The following is a 19656-nucleotide window of genomic DNA, read 5'->3' as shown; positions in this document are numbered from 1 at the left end:
CAGCGCAATCAGAATTTATAGGTAAGGTTGAAGTAGTGACCGAGTCCGGTGGTGCGCCCTGCTCCGCCGTGATTTTCCATCAATGCCATATTGCGGAAATACTTCAGGCCATAACCCACCGCATAATGCTCTGAATGCCAGTAGATACCGTTATACCATTCAATCGCGTTATTGCTGTATAACGGTTGATTAGCAATCTTGTTAGCGGCGAACTGATAGTCAAAGTAACCCTGATAGTTCAGGTAGCTGCCGTTGGCAAAGGTATAGAACGGCGTCGACCAGTTAGTCGAGAACATGTAGCCATCCCACTTGCCTTCGTTATCCGCACCGTAGTTTTCACGCACATAATGCGCATAGATGTTCATTCCCACCAGACCAAACCACGGAACCTTAACATCTGTGCCCAGACCGACATAATGTTCAAATAATTCCCGGTCGCCAATGTTATTTACCGTTGCGATATAGAATTCGTTAAATGGCCCAACGGATAAATCTTTATTAAAAATAGCATCCAGGGAAAACCGTGGGGATATCTTGGCGAAAAAGTTATCGCCACCATGCCGGTCATCCTGCTTGCGGTCAAAAATATCAAAGAAATCGACATAACCATACAGATCGATAATTCCGGAACGCGCCCCAAACTCCAGTTCCAGATAAGTGTCATTACGAATACCATAAGGCACTTTCGCATCCACACTTTGCATTAAGTTCATCTGCATCCAGTTAAAATCATTTTTACGGACGTTGCCATCGGTATAATCAGCAGCAAGCGCTTGCGTACAGCTCATTGCAACGATTGCGCCCAGAACTGTTTTTTTAATCATTGATTTATTCTTCATCATTTTCAATTCCTTTGAGCAAGGTTGAGTGTCGCCCCACCAAATAAATGGTGTGGCGACTGACTATCTAATTAGAGAGGTAAGTGTTATTACTGTGCTTTGTTACGTTTAAGTTTTAATGTACCCATCAACATGATAAAGATTATTAAATATAATACTGGTATTGCGTACATAATTTTCTGCAAGCCCATTGTTTTTTCCATTAGCGCACTGATCGCTGGACTAAACATAGCCCCGGCGCTACCGCTAATTAAAATATATGAAACATTCTGACTACTTGCGCGCTTCACAAATGAAACTCCGTAGGCAATAAAGGAGTTATACAGCGCCGCACAGACGAATCCGTAACTATAAGCCAGATAATCAAGCCCCGAGATGTTGTCTTTCGTTACAATAATGGTCGTAATAACGCAAGCGAGAAAAATAATACTCAACAGGAAATAATGTATCCTCACTCGAGAAACAATGACAGTTGATACTAGCGCCCCAACCAACGCCGCTCCCCAGTATTGCGTAATAATATTACCGGCTTCTTCAAATGGAATGCCAAATTTGTTCTTCACAAATAATGGTGCCCAGGTCAGGAAGGTATACAGCGCCAGCATACCTAAGAACAGACCAATACCTCCGCTAATAATCCCTGGGTTCCACTCAGACTTCACCGCGTCTGTCCGATCTTCCGCAGACGCGGTTTCACAGGCAGTAAAACGAGTGAGCGCCACCACACCTAACGTAAGTAAGGCTACCATGCCAACACTTAGATAGCTGTAACTCCATGACATATTGTGCGTCAGGGCGTAGGTGGTGATCAGCGGAAAAACCACGCCTGCGACGTTAAAGGTGGCGTCTTGTACCACCAACATTGTACTTTGAATGCGATCCTGCCATACCGAAACGACAATCGTTCCTGCCACACACAGGCCAATCCCACCGCAAAAGCCCACCAAAGTCATGGCAACCATCACCGGCCATAAGCCGGGGCTTAAGTGCATTGCCAGCGAACAAAGGAACACTATCGAATAGATAATAAACGTCATTCGCTTGACGCCAATTTTTTCTATCAGGAAAAAGGCGGCGATGGTCCCGGCTAATGCCCCACCGTTAAGCAGCGAAAATATCGAGGCAACGGTATTCACATCAGCACTGTAACGTACCGCAATCGGTTCAATCAGCATTCCAAACTGACTGGCAAACCCCGCCATAATAAAATTTGCCAGAAAACTAATCAGTGTAAGTGCTATTTTATTCTTCATATAATGACATCCCTGATTGGTTCAATTAAAAGCCAATGCTAAGCCGTAACGGCTGTATTTAGCGCCAGCTCAATCATATTTTTAAAAGTTAATTGTCGTTCCTCTGCCGTGGTTTCTTCGCCAGTCAGGCAATGATCGGACACCGTTAAAATAGCCAGTGCTTCAATATTAAATTGGTGTGCTAAGGCGTATAAGCCGGCCACCTCCATATCCACACCCAGTACACCAAACTTTTCCAGTGCAGGAATGAGGTTTTCGTCAGGATCGTAATAAAGATCGCCACTGAAAACATTACCGACCTTAATGTCGATTCCGGCCTTCTGCGCCAGCATCCACGCCTGTTGTAGTAATGGGAAGTGAGCGGATGTCGCCATCGTGTAGCCCGCGCTACGTTTTAAATTTGTGACAGAGTCCGTTCCGGCAGCGAGAGCCAGAATAATGTCGCGCATTTTGACATGCGGTTGTGTTGCCCCCAGGCTACCGACGCGAATAATTCTCTTCACATTAAAATCATGTACCAGCTCATGGGCGTATAGCGTCATAGACGGAATACCCATACCGTGTCCCATCACCGAAACAGGTTGACCAAAATAAAGACCGGTATAGCCCAGCATATTACGCACGTTGGTAACTTCGCGGTAATCCATAAGATAATTTTCGGCAATAAATTTTGCGCGCAGCGGATCGCCCGGCATAATCACAGTTGGCGCAAAATCACCCGCTTTAGCATTAATATGTGCAGTCATAACAATTCCTGAATTATGGGTATTGGAGATATGCAGGGATTGTAACCAGACGTTTGCAGAGGATTGAGGACAAAAGTCCTGCTCAAAGGATCGGCCTCTCATTTCTGAGAGTTAGAGTTGCAGGCTTAGGATGCAGAGGAAAACTATGCCCCGGCAACAGTTAGGAAAAGCAAGACCCAGAACAATAAAAGAACAGATTAGCCCCCAAATCGCTGGTGACTACCGCGTTGGCGCGAGTAGCCATAGCAGCGTCAATATTGTTTTGAAAGTGGTCTTATTGTTATTATCGTATTCCATTCTAAGCTTGGATGCCTGCCATGACCCGATTAAGGTTTAGTGAGATGACTCACGCCGATATACCTGCTGTTCAGTCGTTCCTTATTAAGCATCTTAATTTGTTCTTCAATGCCGGGAGAGTCATGCCTGCTGCCGAGGAAGATATCTTCGATCTCAAGCAGCAGTATATTTTGCAAGAAAGAAATCTATTACTTTGCGCATGGAGTGAAAAACAAGAGCTCATCGCTACACTTGCGGTATGTCAATATGATGATCGTATCACTGAGCTACGTGGGCACTATAATTTGCCTGAAACGGCAGAAATTTGTCGTTGCTACGTGGATGCGCGCTACCGCAGACAGGGAATCGGAAGCCGGTTGTTTGCTTTAGCTCAAATGTTCTGCCAGCTGCAAAAATATAAAACCTTATATCTTCATACTCATCATTTCTTGCCTGGAGGGTATCATTTTTGGTTGCGTAAAGATTTTAGCGTCGTTATGGATATGCAGGATGAATGGCAATTGGTACATATGCAGAGATCACATTATTAAATTAACCCAACGCTAATTAACTGCGTTATTGATAACGATCAATATGATTAAATTGAAAAAATAAAACCGCGTTTATAGCTTGATCAATATCAATCAATTCTCATTTAGCTTTTTATTGTTATTTTCATGTATACATCCGAGATAAAGGATTTAAGCATAACCAACTGTAAAACATAACAATTTCACCAGAAGTGTGAGGTTCTCCCTATTTATTCATACGGTTGACCTCGTTAACAATTGCCGTTAGAGTCGCTTTTGACAGCATTTCATTACATTTTTGTATATGAATAGGAATATGGTGAGAATTATTCAATTCAATTCCATAACTGCCCCCGCAACTGTAGGCGGATGCGGAATATCCTTGTGTGGTTAATAAGCCACAGGTCACTGTAAAGCTCGTCTTTATGGGAAGGCCGATATTCTGATTACCGTGAGTCAGGAGACCTGCTGTCAACGATGTATACCATTAAGTGGACGGGATGGTCCATGGGATGAATTATTTGACGTAAGCAGTAGTGTATTTATGAATAAGATTTTGGCTAAGTAAGGCTTATTTGCATTTATTGCATATCTTCATTCTTAAAATTCACGATTCAATGTCATCTATCTTCATGTCTCCTCCCGATATATGGAATGAAATGAGCCATGACCAGACTTTAAGATTCTGGCATCAACGGGACGATGATAATGCACGCTAATTCTACATTTTTCTCTTCTAAAAAAACGCTTCTGGCTATTGTTGGAACCACTGTACTGTTGACTTCCGGTTTTTCTAACGCGGCAAAAACCGAATATCCTCTGACGATTAAAAACTGTGGCCGCGATATTACCTTTAATCAGGCACCAACGCGTGTGGCAACGGTGGGTCAGAACAGTACCGAGATTCTCTATTCATTGGGACTGGCCGATCGTGTCGTGGGTACTTCGTTGTGGTTTGGCCCAGTACTGGATGCTTACAAAGCAGCAAATGAAAAAGTTGCCGTTATTGCGCAAAATATTCCCAGCTTTGAAGGAATTGTGGCTAAAAAACCAGATCTGGTTGCCAGCCAATTTGAGTGGCAAATCGGCCCTGCTGGCACAGTTGCCTCATACGAACAGTTTAGTGAACTGAAGGTGCCCGTTTACACTGCACCAGCTGACTGTGCTAAGGATAACGAAGATGGGGGTGATGGTGTTCGTAAGGGCATGTTTGATATTGCCATGGTGTATCAGGAAGTCGCCGATCTGGCAAAAATTTTTGATGTTCAGGATAAAGGCGAAGCGCTGATTGCCAGCCTTAAAGCGCGTGAATCAGCAGCAAAAAATAAAATTACCGGCATGGATAAGAATGTTTCCGCCGTGTTCTGGTTCTCAAGCGCCGATTTACAGCTCGATCCTTACGTTGCCGGGAAGTTTGGCCCAGCAGCATGGATAGCCCAAACGTTGGGTGTGAAAAATGTCATTGATTCTGCTGAAGAGTGGCCAACGGTGGGCTGGGAAACCATCGCTAAAGCTAACCCTTCTGTCATTGTGCTCGGTGAGATGAGCCGCCGACGCTTCCCGGCAGATGACTGGAAGATCAAGATGGAATACCTCCAGTCCGATCCTGTCACCAAACTGATTCCTGCCGTCAAAGAAAACCATCTGCCGGCCATTGACGTACAGACAATGAATGCCGGGATCAGAACTATTGATGGGGTGGAAAAACTGGCTGACGCTCTGGTTGAATATGGCTTAGCGCATCCGCAGGCTGCTCATTAATCTACAATTTGCGCTATATCACGGCACGGTATAGCGCATCTCCGTTATTCAGGAACGCAGATAATCATGAGTGATTCTCGCAGGATGCGTCGCGCTGTTGGTCAGCTTGCGGTGAGAGTCGGTGGTCATGCCGTTTGGGTCAGTGCGCTGATGTGTTGCGTACTGCTGGCGGGGATTTCCATCGGCGAAACGTTTATCCCCTGGCGGCACGTACTCAGCACATTGGCAAATCATCTTTTCGATACCCACTATCCTGTCGATGCACTGGATGCCGGGATCGTCTGGAACTACCGCCTGACCCGAGCACTGGTCTCAGCCAGCTGCGGCGCCTGCCTGGCTGTTTCCGGCGTAGTGTTACAGTCGTTGCTACGCAATGCGCTCGCCGAACCTTATCTACTGGGGATTTCTGCCGGAGCATCTACCGGTGCGGTGCTGATTGCGCTCACGGGACTGGGGGCTGGCATCATCAGTATGTCTTTAGGGGCGTTCATTGGTGCGCTGACGGCATTTCTGTTCGTTGCGCTATTGGCGATGGCCGCTGGCGGTAAACAAGGTGGCGGGATTACAACCCAAATCATTCTTGCCGGGATCGCCAGCTCGCAACTGTTCAATGCGATTACGTCGCTTATCATCACCCGCTCAGCAAACGCCGAGCAAGCGCGCGGTATTATGTTCTGGTTGTTAGGCAATTTGAGCGGTGTACGCTGGCCCGATGTTGTCTTAGCTATTCCTACCGCTCTGGTCGGTATTGCGCTGTGCTTCTGTTATGTCCGCCACCTTGATGCGTTCTCCTTTGGCGCTGAATCCGCGGCATCGTTGGGCATTCCGGTCAAACGTACCCGCGCAGTACTGATTGCTGCCGTCACCGGTATGACAGCGATTATGGTCTCCATTGTTGGTGCGATCGGCTTTGTCGGTCTGGTGATCCCTCATGCCGCTCGTTTGCTGGTCGGCAACCAGCATCATCGACTGCTGCCGGTTAGTGCGCTTACCGGCGCCATTTTCCTCATTGTCGCCGATGTTATTTCCCGCACGTTACTACCCGGTCAGGTACTGCCAATTGGGGTGATCACGGCTTTAGTCGGCGCGCCTGCGTTTTCAATCATTCTGATAAGAGGAAACCAGAACAAATGACGGTAAACCTCGTACAACCACTTGTTACCTCTGCGCAAGCCGTTATTGAAGCCTGCAATCTGCGTTGGAAGGTAAAGGGTAAGACGATTGTTGATAATATTTCTCTTCGCGTAACTCCCGGCGAGTTTGTCGGTATCATCGGTCCCAACGGCTCGGGCAAAACGTCACTGATTTCACTGCTGGCCGGTTTGCTGAAGCCGACTTCCGGGCACATCACTCTGCGGCAAAAAGCGCTCCAGCACTATTCGCGGCGTCATCTTGCGCAACAGGTGGCGCTGGTCGAACAACAGGCTGAAACCAGCGAGCGGCTTACCGCTTTACAAGCCGTTTCTCTGGGACGGACCCCCTGGCTTAGCCTGCTCACCCCCTGGTCTGCCAAAGATGACGATATCGTACAAACGATGCTGGAGAAGGTCGATCTCAGTGAATTCCAGCACCGCTGCTGGCATACCTTTTCCGGGGGAGAAAAACAGCGCCTGCATATCGCACGGGCGCTGGCGCAGCAGCCGCAATTGTTGCTGATGGATGAACCCACCAACCATCTCGACATTCAACATCAGATTGGCCTGCTGAGTCTGGTTAAACGTGAAAAACTCACGGTGATTGCTGCTCTGCACGACCTTAATCATGCCGCGATGTTCTGCGATCGCATCATCGTAATGACCTCCGGACATATGGCGATGCAGGGTAAACCTTGCACCGTTTTTACCCACGAAAATCTCCATGCCTGGTTTGGTATCGACGCCGTTGTCGAACATGAAGCGGGTAGTGAAAACTGTTTTATTCGTTATCAAAGACCTGATGAATTTTAAGGAAGAATCGATGAAATACCTCAAACAGAGTCTGAAAGTTTTGTGTTTACTCGCCCTCGCCTCTTCAGCCTTCGCGCAAACTCACGAAGTGTTGATGAAGAATCGTGGGTCTGCGGGCCCGATGGTCTACGAGCCGGATTATCTGGAGATCCAACCCGGTGATACGGTGAAGTTTATCCGTAAGCATAAGAGCCACAACGCGGCTTCAATTGCTGAATTGTCTCCAGCTGACTATCCCGGTTTCATGGGAAAAATAGATGAAGAGATCGAGGTGACTTATGACAACCCTGGATTTTACGGCATCAAATGCTCACCGCATTACGCTCAGGGCATGGTGATGATGATTAAGGTTGGCGATACCACGTTACCGGATAGCTATCGGGCATTCAAAGCGCCGGGTATTGCTGATAAGCGCTTTCAGGAAATTTACGCGCGTATCGACAAACAATAATCCGCATTACTCTGGGAGAAATACAAGGTGGCAGATAAAAAACTTGCAGATGGCGAAATCCAGGAACAGCGTCGGGAATGCCTGTGTAAACTGACGAAATTCGTCGGCGCGGCGGGCGTCGCGGCTGCCGTGTGGCCGCTGGTTTCGGCCTTAAGCCCGGATGAGAAAACGCTAGGGGAAAATGAACCGATTGATGTTTCTCTTGCGGGTGTTGCTGCTGGACAAACCATCAGGCGCATATGGCAGGGAAAGCTGATTCTTATTCACCACCGCACGCAGGAAGAGATTGTCGCCGCCAGAAATACCGACTTGCATACGCTTATTGACCCACAGTCTGACAGCGAGAGGGTCTCTGCGGTTCATCCCCAATGGCTGGTGGTTCAAGGGTACTGTCCACATGCCGGATGTGTCCCCAACGCCCAGCCGGGAGGGCTGGGCTGGATTTGTCCGTGCCACGGCTCGGAATTTGATACCTCCGGGCGCGTGACGCGCGGCCCCGCAACGACCAACCTGGCAATCCCGGATTACGCCTTTCATTCTGATGGTCAGATCGTGCGTATCGGCACTAAGGAAGCCTGACATGATGAGTGAGCGCGTCTATTCGCTTCGCTGGCGAATTCCTTTTCCTCGTTCGATTGCCGGACTCTGGCTGTTCGCTATCGGCGCAATCCTGCTGGTTATGCTCGGCGTGCAGATCCTGACAGGTATCGTACTGGCGATGTTTTACGTGCCGACAGCCGGGCTGGCATTTGACTCCATTATTCATATTATGCGTGCGGTTCGCCACGGAGAACTGATACGCAATATGCATGCTATTGGCGCATCGCTCTTTTTCTTTGCCTGTTATCTGCATATTTTTCGCGGTATGTACTACAACGTGTACCGCAAGCCCTGGACAACAATGTGGTTGATTAGCGTCACGCTGTATATCCTCCTGATGATAACCGCATTTCTTGGTTATAGTCTTATCTGGGGGCAAAAAAGCTACTGGGCGGCAACGGTCATTACTCGCTTTGCCCAAGCCATTCCGCTAGTGGGTGATACGTTATACGCATATTTAGTCGGTAGCCATACGCCGGGAACACCGATGCTTGGCCGCTTTTTTGTTATCCACTTTATTCTTCCTTTTGTGATTGTCGTGGCAACGGTTTTTCATATACGAACCGTACAGTCAGCGTTTGCCCAGGCGATGAAAAAGAGGTTCAGCGAGAAAGAGTCCAGGAGCCTGTTGTTCGATTACAAAATTACCGATCTCGATGCCATCAAAATCACCCTTTTTTTGATGCTCTTCGCCTGGTTTTTATTCTTTGCTCCGCACTATCTGAGCAGCGCCGATAACTTTATTCCCGCAGACCCAACGATTACACCGGCGATTGTTGCGCCAGAATGGTATTTCCTTCCCTTCTTTTCCATCTTGCGTTGCTTCCCGAATGAATTCGTGGGACTAGCCGCGATGTGCGGTTCAATACTGATTTTCTATTTTCTTCCCTGGCTTGATACCTCCCGAGCTCGTTTTCGCCATTACAGCAAACTGGTTAAATGCGGATTCTGGCTGTGGGTCATCAATGCCTGCTTTTTAGGCTGGTTAGGATCGAAAGCGCTGGTTGGCCCCGACCTTCTTGACGGTTTTCGTAACGAAGAAGGTTGGATACGTGCCGCGTCCCAGCTTTCGACGCTGATTTGGTTTGCCTGGTTTTTAATCGTATTACCTTGCCGTCGTTTTCTGGAAAAACAGGACTGATGATGAAACGACTATTGAAATTCAGTGTTCTGTGTTTTTCTCTGTTGGGACTGGGCTCCACCTATGCGCAAGAAGCCACGCCTGAACGGCAGGAATGGAGTTTCAGCGGCATCAATGGCCAGTATGATAAAGAGCAGCTTCGGCGTGGTCTGCAGGTTTATGAAGAGAAGTGTCGCGCTTGTCACGGCATGAAGCACCTTACCTTTCGAACCTTGACCAGACCCGGCGGCCCGGAACTCACGGAAGAAGAAGCAAGAAGTATCGCTAACGGCTATCAGTTTCCTGAGATTCAGGATGACGGCCAGATGGGTGAGCGGGACGGGACGCTAAATGACAGCTTTATATCGCCATATTTAAACGAGCGGGAAGCTCGATACCTTAATAATGGCGCAGAACCTGTTGACCTGAGCTATATCGTCCGCGCCCGCTCATACGATCGTGGATTTCCGCAATTCCTGTTAGATGCTTTTCTGCCCTACACGGACCAGGGAGCTGATTACGTCTACGCGCTACTCACCGGCTATCTGCCTGACGATCCCGAACTGAAGGCTAACCGCTATTTTCCGGGCGGCGTGATTAACATGCCGAAACCGCTGAATAGCGGAGAGATCCAATGGAGTCCGGCGTCGCAGAAAGCTGAAACTGAGGAGCAATACGCCAGGGATGTTACCGCCTTTCTGGCATGGGCAGCCGATCCGGCGCTCTCTGAACGAAAACAGCAAGGGAATTACGTTATGGGCTATCTGGCTATTATGCTGGGGCTGCTATGGATATTACGACGAATGAAGAGACGTTCGCTCATGTAGCTTTTGCGAGGCGGGGTGATTACTCAGTTCACCAGCATTCAACTGGTCAGCAGCACTGTTGCTCTTGCGCGACTAAGACGAGTAAAGAAAGACAAAATATAAACCGAGCAAAACGAAAAAACCCCAAGCTATTTGATAGCTTGGGGTTTATGTTTGGCGGAAGCGTAGAGATTCGAACTCTAGAACCCTTTCGGGTCGCCGGTTTTCAAGACCGGTGCCTTCAACCGCTCGGCCACGCTTCCAATGAGGCGCACTATAAACATCCCGAACGGACCTGTAAAGCACCAATGTGTTCGTTTGCCTGAAAAACAGCCAAAATGTTGTTAATCGACTGAAATAACAACAGATTGACCATTTAATCAGCACAAATACCGGCTACAACGCTTAATGTTTTTTGATGTACATATCTTTGGTGTAGTAATTGCCCCGGTTATCCGGCGCAAATCCCCCCACCCACGGCTTCACCAGATGCGTGCGGACATAGTGGTAAACCGGAATCGCAGGGACATCATCACCTAAAAGATCTTCAGCCTGCTGATAGTATTTGCCTCGTTCTTCCAGTGAATTTGCTTTCGCCGCATTACGCATCGCTTCATCAAAGGCGGGATTGCTGTACTTGGTAGTATTCTCGCTATCACCGGTACGGAAAATATTGAGGAAACTTGAAGCATCATCATAATCGGCTATCCACGCATAGCGCACGACGTCAAAATTACCGGTGTGCATAGTGTCCAGCATGGTTTTCCATTCCTGGTTTTGCAGCTTCGCCTCGACGCCAAGGTTTTTCTTCCACATCGACGATGCGGCAATCGCAATACGCTGGTGCGTTTCGAAGGTGTTGTAGAGCAAATTCAAGCTAAGCGGATGCTCAGGACCAAAACCGGCTTCAGCAAGCAGTTTTTTGGCTTCAGCAATACGTTTTTCGAGCGGCCATGACGCATACTCCGGTGCATGCAGTTTCACCCCACCTATTTCCGGCTGGCTGATAACCCACGCTGCTCGCTGCCCCTGCCCCATCACCTTTTGCGCAATGATGTCTTTATCCAACGCCATATTCAGCGCCCGGCGCACGCGCGGATCATTAAACGGCGCGCGGGTTGTATTGAACTGATAGTAATACGTTGAAAGCTGGGGAGAGACATGCAGTTCATCGCCCATCGTTTTTTTCAGTTGGGCGAACTGATTGACCGGTACGCTATAAACAATGTCGATTTCACCGGCCTTATAGCGGTTTACGTCAGCCGACTCTGAGCTGATGGGCAAATAAGTAACTTTATTAATAACCGTATGCCGATCGTCCCAGTAATGTGGGTTACGCTCGGCAACGATGCGCTCATTGACCACCCATTGCGATAGTTTGTACGGCCCACTGCTGACAAAATGTTCTGGTCGGGTCCACTTGTCGCCAAAACGCCCAATCAGAACTTTATCCAGCGGCACCAGCGATGGATGCGCCAGCATCGCCAGAAACGCCGCCGTCGGTTGCGTCAGGGTAATTTCCAGCGTGGTATCATCCAGGGCTTTGACCCCTAGTGTAGCGGGATCTTTATTCCCTTGGGCAATATCAACCGCGTTCGCAACATGCATATTGCCCAGATACGAAGCATAAGGTGAAGCCGTTTGCGGCGAGACCAGACGCTGCCAGCTCCAGACAACATCCTGTGCGGTAATCGCAGAGCCATCAGACCAGGTAATGCCCGGACGTAAATGAAAGATCCAGATAGTATTGTCTTTATTCTCCCAGGATGCCGCAAGGCGGGGCTCGATAGACCCATCCTGATTAACAGCAACCAGACCGTCGAACATATCGCTGATTAAATTAAACTCAACGTTGCTTTCGACTTTATGCGGATCCAGCGATGCCGGCTCACTGCCGTTATTTCTCACCAGTTCCTGCTTTTCAGCCAATGCTGTTCCTGCGGGAACATGAGCTGCCCATACCGCGCCGTTTATTGATATCATACAGGCGGCCAACAGCGTAAACGTAAATACCTTCGATTTGTGTTGAGTCATTCCCTGCACCTTATTGTTCTGTTTTATGTAGACACCGCTTTCACTGTCAGAGAGATTCAGGAATAACGCAATATTTTTCAGTGACCTATAAGATGTCGATCTGACATTTTCAAACAATAAGTGGTAACATCTAATTTAGGCACTTTTGCTGAAATAATATGCTTAAGTCTGGCGGGTTAAAATGCGTAAAGATGGGTAAAACCGCTGTGTCATTCCCCTTGATTTCATTATCCTCCATCATTAATTACATCTGTCATAAGAGAGTGACTCATGGATCGTATTATTAGTTCTTCGCGCGACCGTACATCGCTACTCAGCACGCATAAAGTGCTGCGCAATACCTATTTTCTGCTCAGCCTGACGCTGGCGTTTTCTGCCATCACCGCAACGGCAAGCACCGTGCTGATGCTGCCATCCCCGGGTCTAATCCTGACGCTGGTGGGTATGTATGGTCTGATGTTCCTGACATATAAAACTGCGGATAAGCCGGTCGGAATTCTGTCTGCTTTCGCATTCACCGGCTTCCTGGGCTACATTCTGGGACCGATTCTGAACACCTACCTGTCTGCAGGCATGGGTGATGTTATCGGTATGGCGCTGGGCGGCACTGCTCTGGTCTTCTTTAGCTGTTCTGCCTATGTGCTGACCACCCGTAAAGACATGTCCTTCCTCGGCGGTATGCTGATGGCAGGTATCGTGGTGGTGCTGATTGGTATGGTTGCGAATATCTTCCTGCAACTGCCAGCTCTGCATCTGGCCATCAGTGCGGTGTTTATTCTGATTTCTTCAGGCGCTATCCTGTTTGAAACCAGCAATATCATCCGTGGTGGTGAAACCAACTACATCCGTGCAACGGTCAGCCTGTATGTTTCGCTGTACAACATCTTCGTCAGCCTGCTGAGCATTCTGGGCTTCGCCAGCCGCGACTAAGTTGTCAACTCGCACTATCCAGCCCCGCTTATGCGGGGCTTTCTTTTTTGGTAAACTGCCGCCAGTTTGACTAACGTAGTGACGAATTATGTTGATCTTTGAAGGTAAAGAAATCAGTACCGATAGCGAAGGCTATCTGAAAGATACCACGCTGTGGAGCGAGCCGCTGGCGGAGAAAATCGCCGAAAACGAAGGCATTACGCTCTCCGCAGAACACTGGGAAGTGGTGCGTTTTGTCCGCGATTTTTATCTGGAATTTAATACCTCCCCCGCTATTCGCATGCTGGTAAAAGCGATGGCCAACAAGTTTGGCGAAGAAAAAGGCAACAGCCGTTATCTCTACCGCCTGTTCCCGAAAGGACCCGCCAAGCAGGCGACTAAAATTGCCGGCCTGCCGAAACCGGTGAAATGTATTTAATAACGGATACTAAATCCCTTTAGCTCGTCGCCAGGACGATGGGGTTCGCTGAGAACTCTGTCTACCCTGGCGCTTCGCGGCCCCCCGGCTTTCAACCACTTCATCAGTTGTTCCACCCGGTCACCTTCACCGCAGGCGACAACCTCTACGCTGCCGTCATCCATATTCTTCGCGTATCCGGTCAATCCCAGCCGTTGTGCTTCATGCTGGGTGGTGTAGCGAAATCCTACCCCCTGAACCCGGCCATAGACCCAGGCGATTATGCAGACTTTCGACATTGCGGTTCTCCTTATCATCACAGCGCGCGTTGCAAATATGCGTAAAACTCAGGACAATGGCGCCCATTTATTTGAATTGACAGAATAGTAAATTATGAGTGTACGTTTAGTGTTAGCCAAAGGGCGCGAAAAATCATTACTGCGCCGCCATCCGTGGGTATTTTCCGGTGCTGTCGCACGTATGGAAGGTAAAGCCAACCTCGGTGAAACCATCGATATTGTTGACCATCAGGGTAAATGGTTAGCACGCGGCGCGTACTCACCCGCGTCGCAGATCCGTGCACGCGTCTGGACATTTGACAAGTCTGAGTCCATCGATATTGATTTCTTCACCCGTCGTCTGCAGCAGGCGCAGACATGGCGTGACTGGCTGGCGAAAAAAGACGGTCTGGACAGCTACCGTCTGATCGCCGGCGAATCCGATGGTCTGCCGGGTGTCACCATTGACCGCTTCGGCAACTTCCTGGTGTTGCAGTTGCTCAGTGCGGGGGCTGAATACCAACGCGCCGCGCTGATTAGCGCTCTGCAAATTGTTTTCCCGGACTGCGCCATTTATGACCGTAGCGACGTAGCGGTGCGAAAAAAAGAAGGTATGGAGCTGACTCAAGGGCCAGTAACGGGCGAGCTTCCGCCAGCACTGCTGCCAATTGAAGAGCACGGCATGAAGCTACTGGTTGATATTCAGCATGGTCACAAAACCGGCTATTACCTCGATCAACGCGATAGCCGCCTGGCCACGCGTCGTTATGTGGAAAATCAGCGTGTGCTGAACTGTTTCTCTTATACCGGTGGATTTGCGGTTTCAGCATTAATGGGTGGATGCCGTCAGGTCGTCAGCGTTGACACCTCTCAGGAAGCGCTCGATATTGCCCGCCAGAACGTGGAACTGAACAAGCTGGATCTGAGCAAAGCTGAGTTCGTGCGTGATGATGTGTTCAAACTTCTGCGAGCTTATCGCGATCGTGGTGAGAAATTCGACGTCATCGTGATGGATCCGCCGAAATTTGTCGAAAACAAAAGCCAGTTGATGGGTGCCTGCCGCGGCTATAAGGACATCAATATGCTGGCTATTCAGTTGCTCAATCCGGGCGGCGTACTGCTGACTTTCTCCTGCTCTGGGCTTATGACCACCGATTTATTTCAGAAAATCATCGCTGATGCCGCAATAGATGCTGGTCGTGATGTACAATTTATAGAGCAGTTCCGTCAGGCCGCCGATCACCCGGTGATCGCTACCTACCCGGAAGGGCTGTATCTGAAAGGGTTTGCCTGTCGCATCATGTAACTTGAAAAGTGGAATATTACCCTTACATAGAGGGTATCTATTTCCCGGGAGGTGACTATGATTGCCAGCAAATTCGGTATCGGCCAGCAGGTCCGCCATTCCCTGTTAGGTTACCTCGGAGTGGTCGTGGATATCGACCCGGAATATTCGCTTGATCAACCGTCAGCCGATGAGTTGGCGGTTAACGACGAACTTCGCGCCGCTCCCTGGTATCACGTGGTGATGGAAGACGATAATGGTCTGCCAGTACATACGTATCTGGCCGAAGCACAACTGAGTAGCGAGCTACAGGAAGAACATCCGGAGCAACCGTCGATGGATGAACTGGCGCGAACAATTCGAAAACAGCTTCAGGCCCCGCGCCTGCGCAATTGATGCAAACACAGACCCGATTAGCTAATCGGGTCTGTGCGTTTTGTTCGGCTACAGATCAACCTTACTTCGCCAGTCCCAGCCGCGGGATCTCAATCGCCGGGCAACGATCCATTACCACCGTCAACCCTGCATCACGAGCCAGTACGGCTGCCTGCTCGTTAATCACGCCGAGCTGCATCCATAGGGTCTTCGCGCCGATGGCAATTGCCTCCTGAGCAACACCCCACGCCGCTTCGGAATTACGGAAGACATCTACCATATCCACTTTCTCTGGTACATCTGCCAGCGTCGCATAGCCCTGCTGCCCCAGCAGTGTTTTTCCGGCAACTTTCGGTGAAACAGGAATAACGTGATAGCCCTGATCGAGTAAATATTTCATAACCCGATAGCTTGGGCGATCGGGTTTATCGCTTGCTCCCACCAGTGCAATCGTGCGGGTCGTTGTCAAAATGCCAGCAATATCGGTCTCTTTCATCGTTTTCCTCCAGGCTGTTTAGCAAAGTGTACGACAAACCGGACTTTGCGACCATTCATCCCATACTGGCGCATGAGAGCTAAACTCAAAAATATGTCTATATGTTAGTAAACATGATTATCGAAAAATTTAGATACATCTTATACAGATTTTTTCTGGACAGGAGAAACCTATGAAAGCCGGCATTGTGACAGCCTTAATTGCTCTGTGTTTGCCGGTAACCGTTTTTGCTACCTCTCTACGTCTGTCTAATGATATTGACCTTCTGGTGCTGGACGGAAAAAAAGTCTCCAGCTCATTACTGCGTGGTGCCGACAGTATTGAGCTGGAAAATGGTCGGCACCAGCTCGTGTTTCGCGTAGAAAAAACCATTCGCCTGTCCAGCCACGAAGAACGTCTGTATATTTCGCCCCCGCTGGTCATCAGCTTTGATACCCAACTCGTCAGTCAGGTTAATTTTCATCTGCCACGTCTGAGCAACGAGCGAGATGCAACGCATTTTGATGATGCCCCACGCGTAGAACTGCTGGATGGGGATTCCATGCCTATACCGGTTAAGCTGGATATTCTGTCAATCACATCCACCGCAAAAATCGTAGATTATGAAATGGAAACAGAGCGCTATAACAAAGCGGCTAAGCATGCGTCTTTACCGCAATTTGCCACGATGATGGCCGATGACAGTTCGCTGCTTTCCGGGGTATCTGAACTGGATCGCGTGCCGCCTCAGTCGCAAACGCTGACCGAGCAGCGCTTAAAATATTGGTTTCAACAGGCTGACGCACAAACGCGAAGTAACTTCTTACAATGGGCTGAGAAACAGCCCCCATCGTGACATTTATGTTCGCATACGCATTTTTTTTGTCTTTCTCTTGCAGCGTCAAGTGCTTCCAGTACTCTGTAACAAGGTTAACTTGGGAGCTGTACTATGGAATTAACGACTCGCACATTACCAGCGCAGAAACATATTGCGTTGGTCGCACACGATCACTGCAAAAAGATGTTGATGAGCTGGGTTGAACGCCACCAGCCATTACTGGAAAAACACGTCCTGTATGCTACAGGAACAACAGGAAATCTAATTCAACGCGCGACAGGAATGGACGTCAACGCCATGCTGAGCGGCCCGATGGGGGGTGACCAGCAGGTGGGTGCGCTAATTTCAGAAGGGAAAATTGATGTGCTGATCTTCTTCTGGGATCCGCTCAACGCCGTTCCCCACGATCCTGATGTCAAAGCCCTGCTACGCCTGGCCACAGTCTGGAACATTCCGGTCGCCACCAACGTGTCAACGGCTGATTTTATTATCCAGTCGCCAAACTTCAACGACGCAACGGATATCTTGATCCCGGATTACGCCCGTTATCTTGCAGAACGCCTCAAATAAACGCTAAGCAGGCGGCAACTGCCGCCTGCTTTTCAGGGTTTCCGGGTCACCGGAACGTCTAATTGCTTAAGCTCATCAACAAAACATGATGGCGCGTCTTTACTAAACAGTAGCCATACCCGATGTCGTGCACGCGTTAGCGCCACATACAGCAACCGCCGCTCTTCAGCATCAGGAAAATCTTCAACAGCCGGGAGTAACGCCTCTTCCATAATCGACTCACGAGCCGGAGCCGGAAAACCGTCATTCCCGTCATGAAGCCCCATAACAATGACGTAATCCGCCTGCTGCCCTTTGCTGGCATGAATAGTCATAAAATCCAACTGCAGCTTGGGCCAGCGGGTGGCCGCTTTGTCCAGGCTGGCTGGCTTCAGATGATGGTACCGCGCCAGCACCAGAATTCTCTCTTCAGCTTTCACAAAACCCGACAACTTATCCAGCAACAGATCTAACTGACTTTCATCGAGCAACGTGACAGCTTTTTTATCACCGGTCGTCAGGCTGTTCAGCGGTTTCGTGAGCTGATGTGGGTTTTGCTGGATAAACTGGTTTGCGACTTCGCCAATCCGGCTATTAAAACGGTAAGTCGTATCCAGATTACAGCTATCGCCCTCACCAAAATTTTGCTGGAATGCGGTCGTCAGAGAAAGCTGTGCTCCGCTGAACCGGTAAATGGCCTGCCAGTCATCTCCCACGGCAAACAGCGTGGTCTGCGAGTTTTGCTTTCGCAAGGCGGCTAACAGGGCGGCGCGCTGAGGGGAAATATCCTGAAATTCATCGACCAGAATATGTTTCCACGGACTGATAAACCGCCCCTTCTCCAGAATGACAATAGCCTGATGGATCAACCCGGAGAAATCGACGGCATTCTCATCCTTCAGGGCACTCTTCCAGGCCTTGAGCAGCGGCGCCATTAGCTTTATGCGTTTACTGAACAGATCGCGGATCTCCTCCGGAGCATTAGCAATCATCTCCGCCTGTGCTCCACCATGCATCCGCATCAAACTAACCCAGCGATCCAACCGGGAGGCCAGACGGCGCTGTAATTTTTCGTCATCCCAGAAGTTACCTTCGGGTACAGACCACTGCATTTCTTCTTCTAACCATTGTCGCCAGCCTTTAGCCTGAGCCTTTTTCTCACTGCACTGCTGACGCCAGGTCGTTATAAATAGTTTGTTGCGAGCGGCGGCATCATTTTCCAGCTTGCTCACTGTTGGAACTTTTTTGCTACCTTGCGAAATAATGTACAACGCCAGTGAATGGAACGTCCGCGCAGTGACCTCGTCCGTATGCAGACGCTCACGAATGCGGTCATCCATCTCCTGGGCTGCTTTGCGTCCAAACGCCAGCAACAGGATCTGTTCAGCCGCCGCCTCTCCTCGAGCAAGCAGCCAGCCCGCACGGGCGACCAATACGGATGTTTTGCCGCTTCCGGCCCCCGCAAGAACCAATAAGGATTGCTCACCGTTCACTACCGCGCGCGCCTGAGCCGGATTCAACGGCGAAGATTCAATATGCTGGAAAAACTCAGCATACTCTTCCAGCATTGCCTCGGTGTACGCCTGATTGTGCTGTAAGCGGCAGGCTTCAATGTCCTTCAACCACGCCTGGCATTGACGTAACGCCTCCCGGCAATTTTCAAATTCTTCCAGCCGATTAACCGGGAGCGGTAAAGCAGCAAAGGCACGGCGAATCTGCTGCTGCAGCCCTGATGTTTGTTCGCGTGTCAGCCATTTACTTTCACTAGTACGCGCCGCTATCGCATCCAACTGCTGCTGTAAAACCCCCGCAGCAACGTCACTCATTTCCTGGCTCCACTGTTGCCAGAGTGCATTCAAATGATGATGGAAGCGCTGGGTTTCCGCCCACTCTGTACCGTGAAGACGGACCACCTTCTCATCCGGGAGTACAAACTCCAGCTCGCCCCACACCAGACCACGTTTGCAATGAATAGCCAGTAACTGATTGAAGGGAATAAGATACTCGTGACGATCGCCGGAAACTTTAATCCCGGCATTGAGAATAACGGCCCGATCGTAAGGGTGTTGTGCCAGACGTTTTCCAAGAGAAGTAGCTTTCAGTTCCATAAGACTCAAGCGGATCCACACGAAGAGGTTTGCTTATCAGTGTAACCGCCAGAGAAAAC

At 49.4% G+C, this 19656-nt stretch carries 21 protein-coding genes, 1 tRNA gene and 1 riboswitch; of the genes, 14 read left to right on the top strand and 8 right to left on the bottom strand.

The features are described 5' to 3' along the window. Positions 1 to 8 precede the first annotated feature (8 nt). From OGV71_RS23195 to deoD, 3 genes are all read right to left on the bottom strand, one after another. Complete coding sequence (locus OGV71_RS23195) at positions 9 to 842, bottom strand: outer membrane protein OmpK (RefSeq protein ID WP_003035947.1); 834 nt, start codon at positions 840 to 842, stop codon at positions 9 to 11. Positions 843 to 928: 86 nt separating this feature from the next. Further along, a complete protein-coding gene (gene tsgA / locus OGV71_RS23190; protein ID WP_003035944.1) occupies positions 929 to 2092 on the bottom strand; it encodes an MFS transporter TsgA in 1164 nt (387 codons plus the stop codon). A gap of 38 nt (positions 2093 to 2130) precedes the next feature. Next, positions 2131 to 2838 carry a purine-nucleoside phosphorylase gene (gene deoD / locus OGV71_RS23185; protein ID WP_003035940.1) on the bottom strand — a complete coding sequence of 236 codons (708 nt, stop codon included), beginning with the start codon at positions 2836 to 2838 and terminating at the stop codon, positions 2131 to 2133. Positions 2839 to 3155: 317 nt separating this feature from the next. Here deoD and OGV71_RS23180 point away from each other — a divergent pair, with 317 nt between their 5' ends. The 8 genes from OGV71_RS23180 (at position 3156) to OGV71_RS23145 (ending at position 10349) form a co-directional block, all read left to right on the top strand. Then, positions 3156 to 3665 carry a GNAT family N-acetyltransferase gene (locus OGV71_RS23180; RefSeq protein WP_204583774.1) on the top strand — a complete coding sequence of 170 codons (510 nt, stop codon included), beginning with the start codon at positions 3156 to 3158 and terminating at the stop codon, positions 3663 to 3665. Positions 3666 to 3907: 242 nt separating this feature from the next. After that, positions 3908 to 4131: riboswitch (cobalamin riboswitch) on the top strand. 221 nt (positions 4132 to 4352) lie between these two features. Beyond that, on the top strand, positions 4353 to 5405 hold the full coding sequence (locus OGV71_RS23175) for an ABC transporter substrate-binding protein (protein WP_003035934.1): 1053 nt from the start codon (positions 4353 to 4355) through the stop codon (positions 5403 to 5405). A gap of 66 nt (positions 5406 to 5471) precedes the next feature. Next, positions 5472 to 6539 carry a FecCD family ABC transporter permease gene (locus tag OGV71_RS23170; RefSeq protein WP_016149890.1) on the top strand — a complete coding sequence of 356 codons (1068 nt, stop codon included), beginning with the start codon at positions 5472 to 5474 and terminating at the stop codon, positions 6537 to 6539. Further along, the gene (locus tag OGV71_RS23165; protein ID WP_204583776.1) at positions 6536 to 7351 is read left to right on the top strand and encodes an ABC transporter ATP-binding protein; all 816 of its coding nucleotides are present in this window, start codon (positions 6536 to 6538) and stop codon (positions 7349 to 7351) included. Before OGV71_RS23170 ends, OGV71_RS23165 begins: the two co-directional genes overlap by 4 nt. Before the next feature lie 10 nt (positions 7352 to 7361). Next, entirely contained in the window at positions 7362 to 7802 is a 441-nt protein-coding gene (locus OGV71_RS23160; protein WP_003035925.1) for a pseudoazurin, read from the top strand. 27 nt (positions 7803 to 7829) lie between these two features. Next, complete coding sequence (gene petA, locus OGV71_RS23155; protein ID WP_204583778.1) at positions 7830 to 8381, top strand: ubiquinol-cytochrome c reductase iron-sulfur subunit; 552 nt, start codon at positions 7830 to 7832, stop codon at positions 8379 to 8381. A 1-nt stretch (position 8382) separates the two neighbouring features. Next, positions 8383 to 9543, top strand: coding sequence for a cytochrome b (locus OGV71_RS23150; protein ID WP_071697315.1), 1161 nt, complete (start codon positions 8383 to 8385; stop codon positions 9541 to 9543). A gap of 2 nt (positions 9544 to 9545) precedes the next feature. Beyond that, complete coding sequence (locus OGV71_RS23145) at positions 9546 to 10349, top strand: cytochrome c1 (protein WP_044700752.1); 804 nt, start codon at positions 9546 to 9548, stop codon at positions 10347 to 10349. Between the two features lie 154 nt (positions 10350 to 10503). Here OGV71_RS23145 and OGV71_RS23140 read toward each other — a convergent pair. Both OGV71_RS23140 and OGV71_RS23135 read right to left on the bottom strand, forming a co-directional pair. Further along, a tRNA-Ser gene (locus OGV71_RS23140) sits at positions 10504 to 10591 on the bottom strand. A 142-nt stretch (positions 10592 to 10733) separates the two neighbouring features. Then, positions 10734 to 12362 (bottom strand): ABC transporter substrate-binding protein, encoded by a 1629-nt coding sequence (locus OGV71_RS23135; protein WP_204583780.1) that lies wholly within the window; start codon positions 12360 to 12362, stop codon positions 10734 to 10736. Positions 12363 to 12632: 270 nt separating this feature from the next. On the opposite strand from OGV71_RS23135, the gene yccA reads away from it, so the two are divergent. Together yccA and tusE are read left to right on the top strand one after the other, a co-directional pair. Beyond that, positions 12633 to 13292, top strand: a complete 660-nt coding sequence (gene yccA, locus OGV71_RS23130) for an FtsH protease modulator YccA (protein ID WP_003035917.1) — start codon at positions 12633 to 12635, stop codon at positions 13290 to 13292. 88 nt (positions 13293 to 13380) lie between these two features. Continuing rightward, positions 13381 to 13710, top strand: coding sequence for a sulfurtransferase TusE (gene tusE, locus OGV71_RS23125; RefSeq protein WP_003035914.1), 330 nt, complete (start codon positions 13381 to 13383; stop codon positions 13708 to 13710). On the opposite strand, the gene yccX is transcribed toward tusE, so the two are convergent. After that, positions 13707 to 13988, bottom strand: a complete 282-nt coding sequence (gene yccX, locus OGV71_RS23120; RefSeq protein ID WP_003836833.1) for an acylphosphatase — start codon at positions 13986 to 13988, stop codon at positions 13707 to 13709. The genes tusE and yccX overlap by 4 nt on opposite strands. Positions 13989 to 14082: 94 nt before the next feature. Between yccX and rlmI the strand changes: the two genes are divergently transcribed. Continuing rightward, positions 14083 to 15273: a 23S rRNA (cytosine(1962)-C(5))-methyltransferase RlmI gene (rlmI, locus tag OGV71_RS23115; protein ID WP_032936284.1), complete on the top strand. Its 1191-nt coding sequence runs from the start codon at positions 14083 to 14085 to the stop codon at positions 15271 to 15273. A gap of 57 nt (positions 15274 to 15330) precedes the next feature. Further along, entirely contained in the window at positions 15331 to 15648 is a 318-nt protein-coding gene (hspQ, locus tag OGV71_RS23110) for a heat shock protein HspQ (protein WP_003035905.1), read from the top strand. A gap of 61 nt (positions 15649 to 15709) precedes the next feature. On the opposite strand, the gene OGV71_RS23105 is transcribed toward hspQ, so the two are convergent. After that, positions 15710 to 16123: a CoA-binding protein gene (locus OGV71_RS23105; RefSeq protein ID WP_003035903.1), complete on the bottom strand. Its 414-nt coding sequence runs from the start codon at positions 16121 to 16123 to the stop codon at positions 15710 to 15712. A 172-nt stretch (positions 16124 to 16295) separates the two neighbouring features. Between OGV71_RS23105 and csgI the strand changes: the two genes are divergently transcribed. After that, positions 16296 to 16958 carry a curli synthesis inhibitor gene (gene csgI / locus OGV71_RS23100; RefSeq protein WP_016149882.1) on the top strand — a complete coding sequence of 221 codons (663 nt, stop codon included), beginning with the start codon at positions 16296 to 16298 and terminating at the stop codon, positions 16956 to 16958. Positions 16959 to 17051: 93 nt separating this feature from the next. Next, positions 17052 to 17510 carry a methylglyoxal synthase gene (mgsA, locus tag OGV71_RS23095; protein ID WP_003035897.1) on the top strand — a complete coding sequence of 153 codons (459 nt, stop codon included), beginning with the start codon at positions 17052 to 17054 and terminating at the stop codon, positions 17508 to 17510. Between the two features lie 32 nt (positions 17511 to 17542). On the opposite strand, the gene helD is transcribed toward mgsA, so the two are convergent. After that, a complete protein-coding gene (gene helD, locus OGV71_RS23090; protein ID WP_204583782.1) occupies positions 17543 to 19597 on the bottom strand; it encodes a DNA helicase IV in 2055 nt (684 codons plus the stop codon). Positions 19598 to 19656 lie beyond the last annotated feature (59 nt).

It is taken from the genome of Citrobacter sp. Cf088 (assembly GCF_030334295.1).
Taxonomy (GTDB): domain Bacteria; phylum Pseudomonadota; class Gammaproteobacteria; order Enterobacterales; family Enterobacteriaceae; genus Citrobacter; species Citrobacter freundii.
The sequence above is the reverse complement of the archived record's forward strand: the minus strand, read 5'-3'. Positions and strand labels throughout refer to the sequence as shown.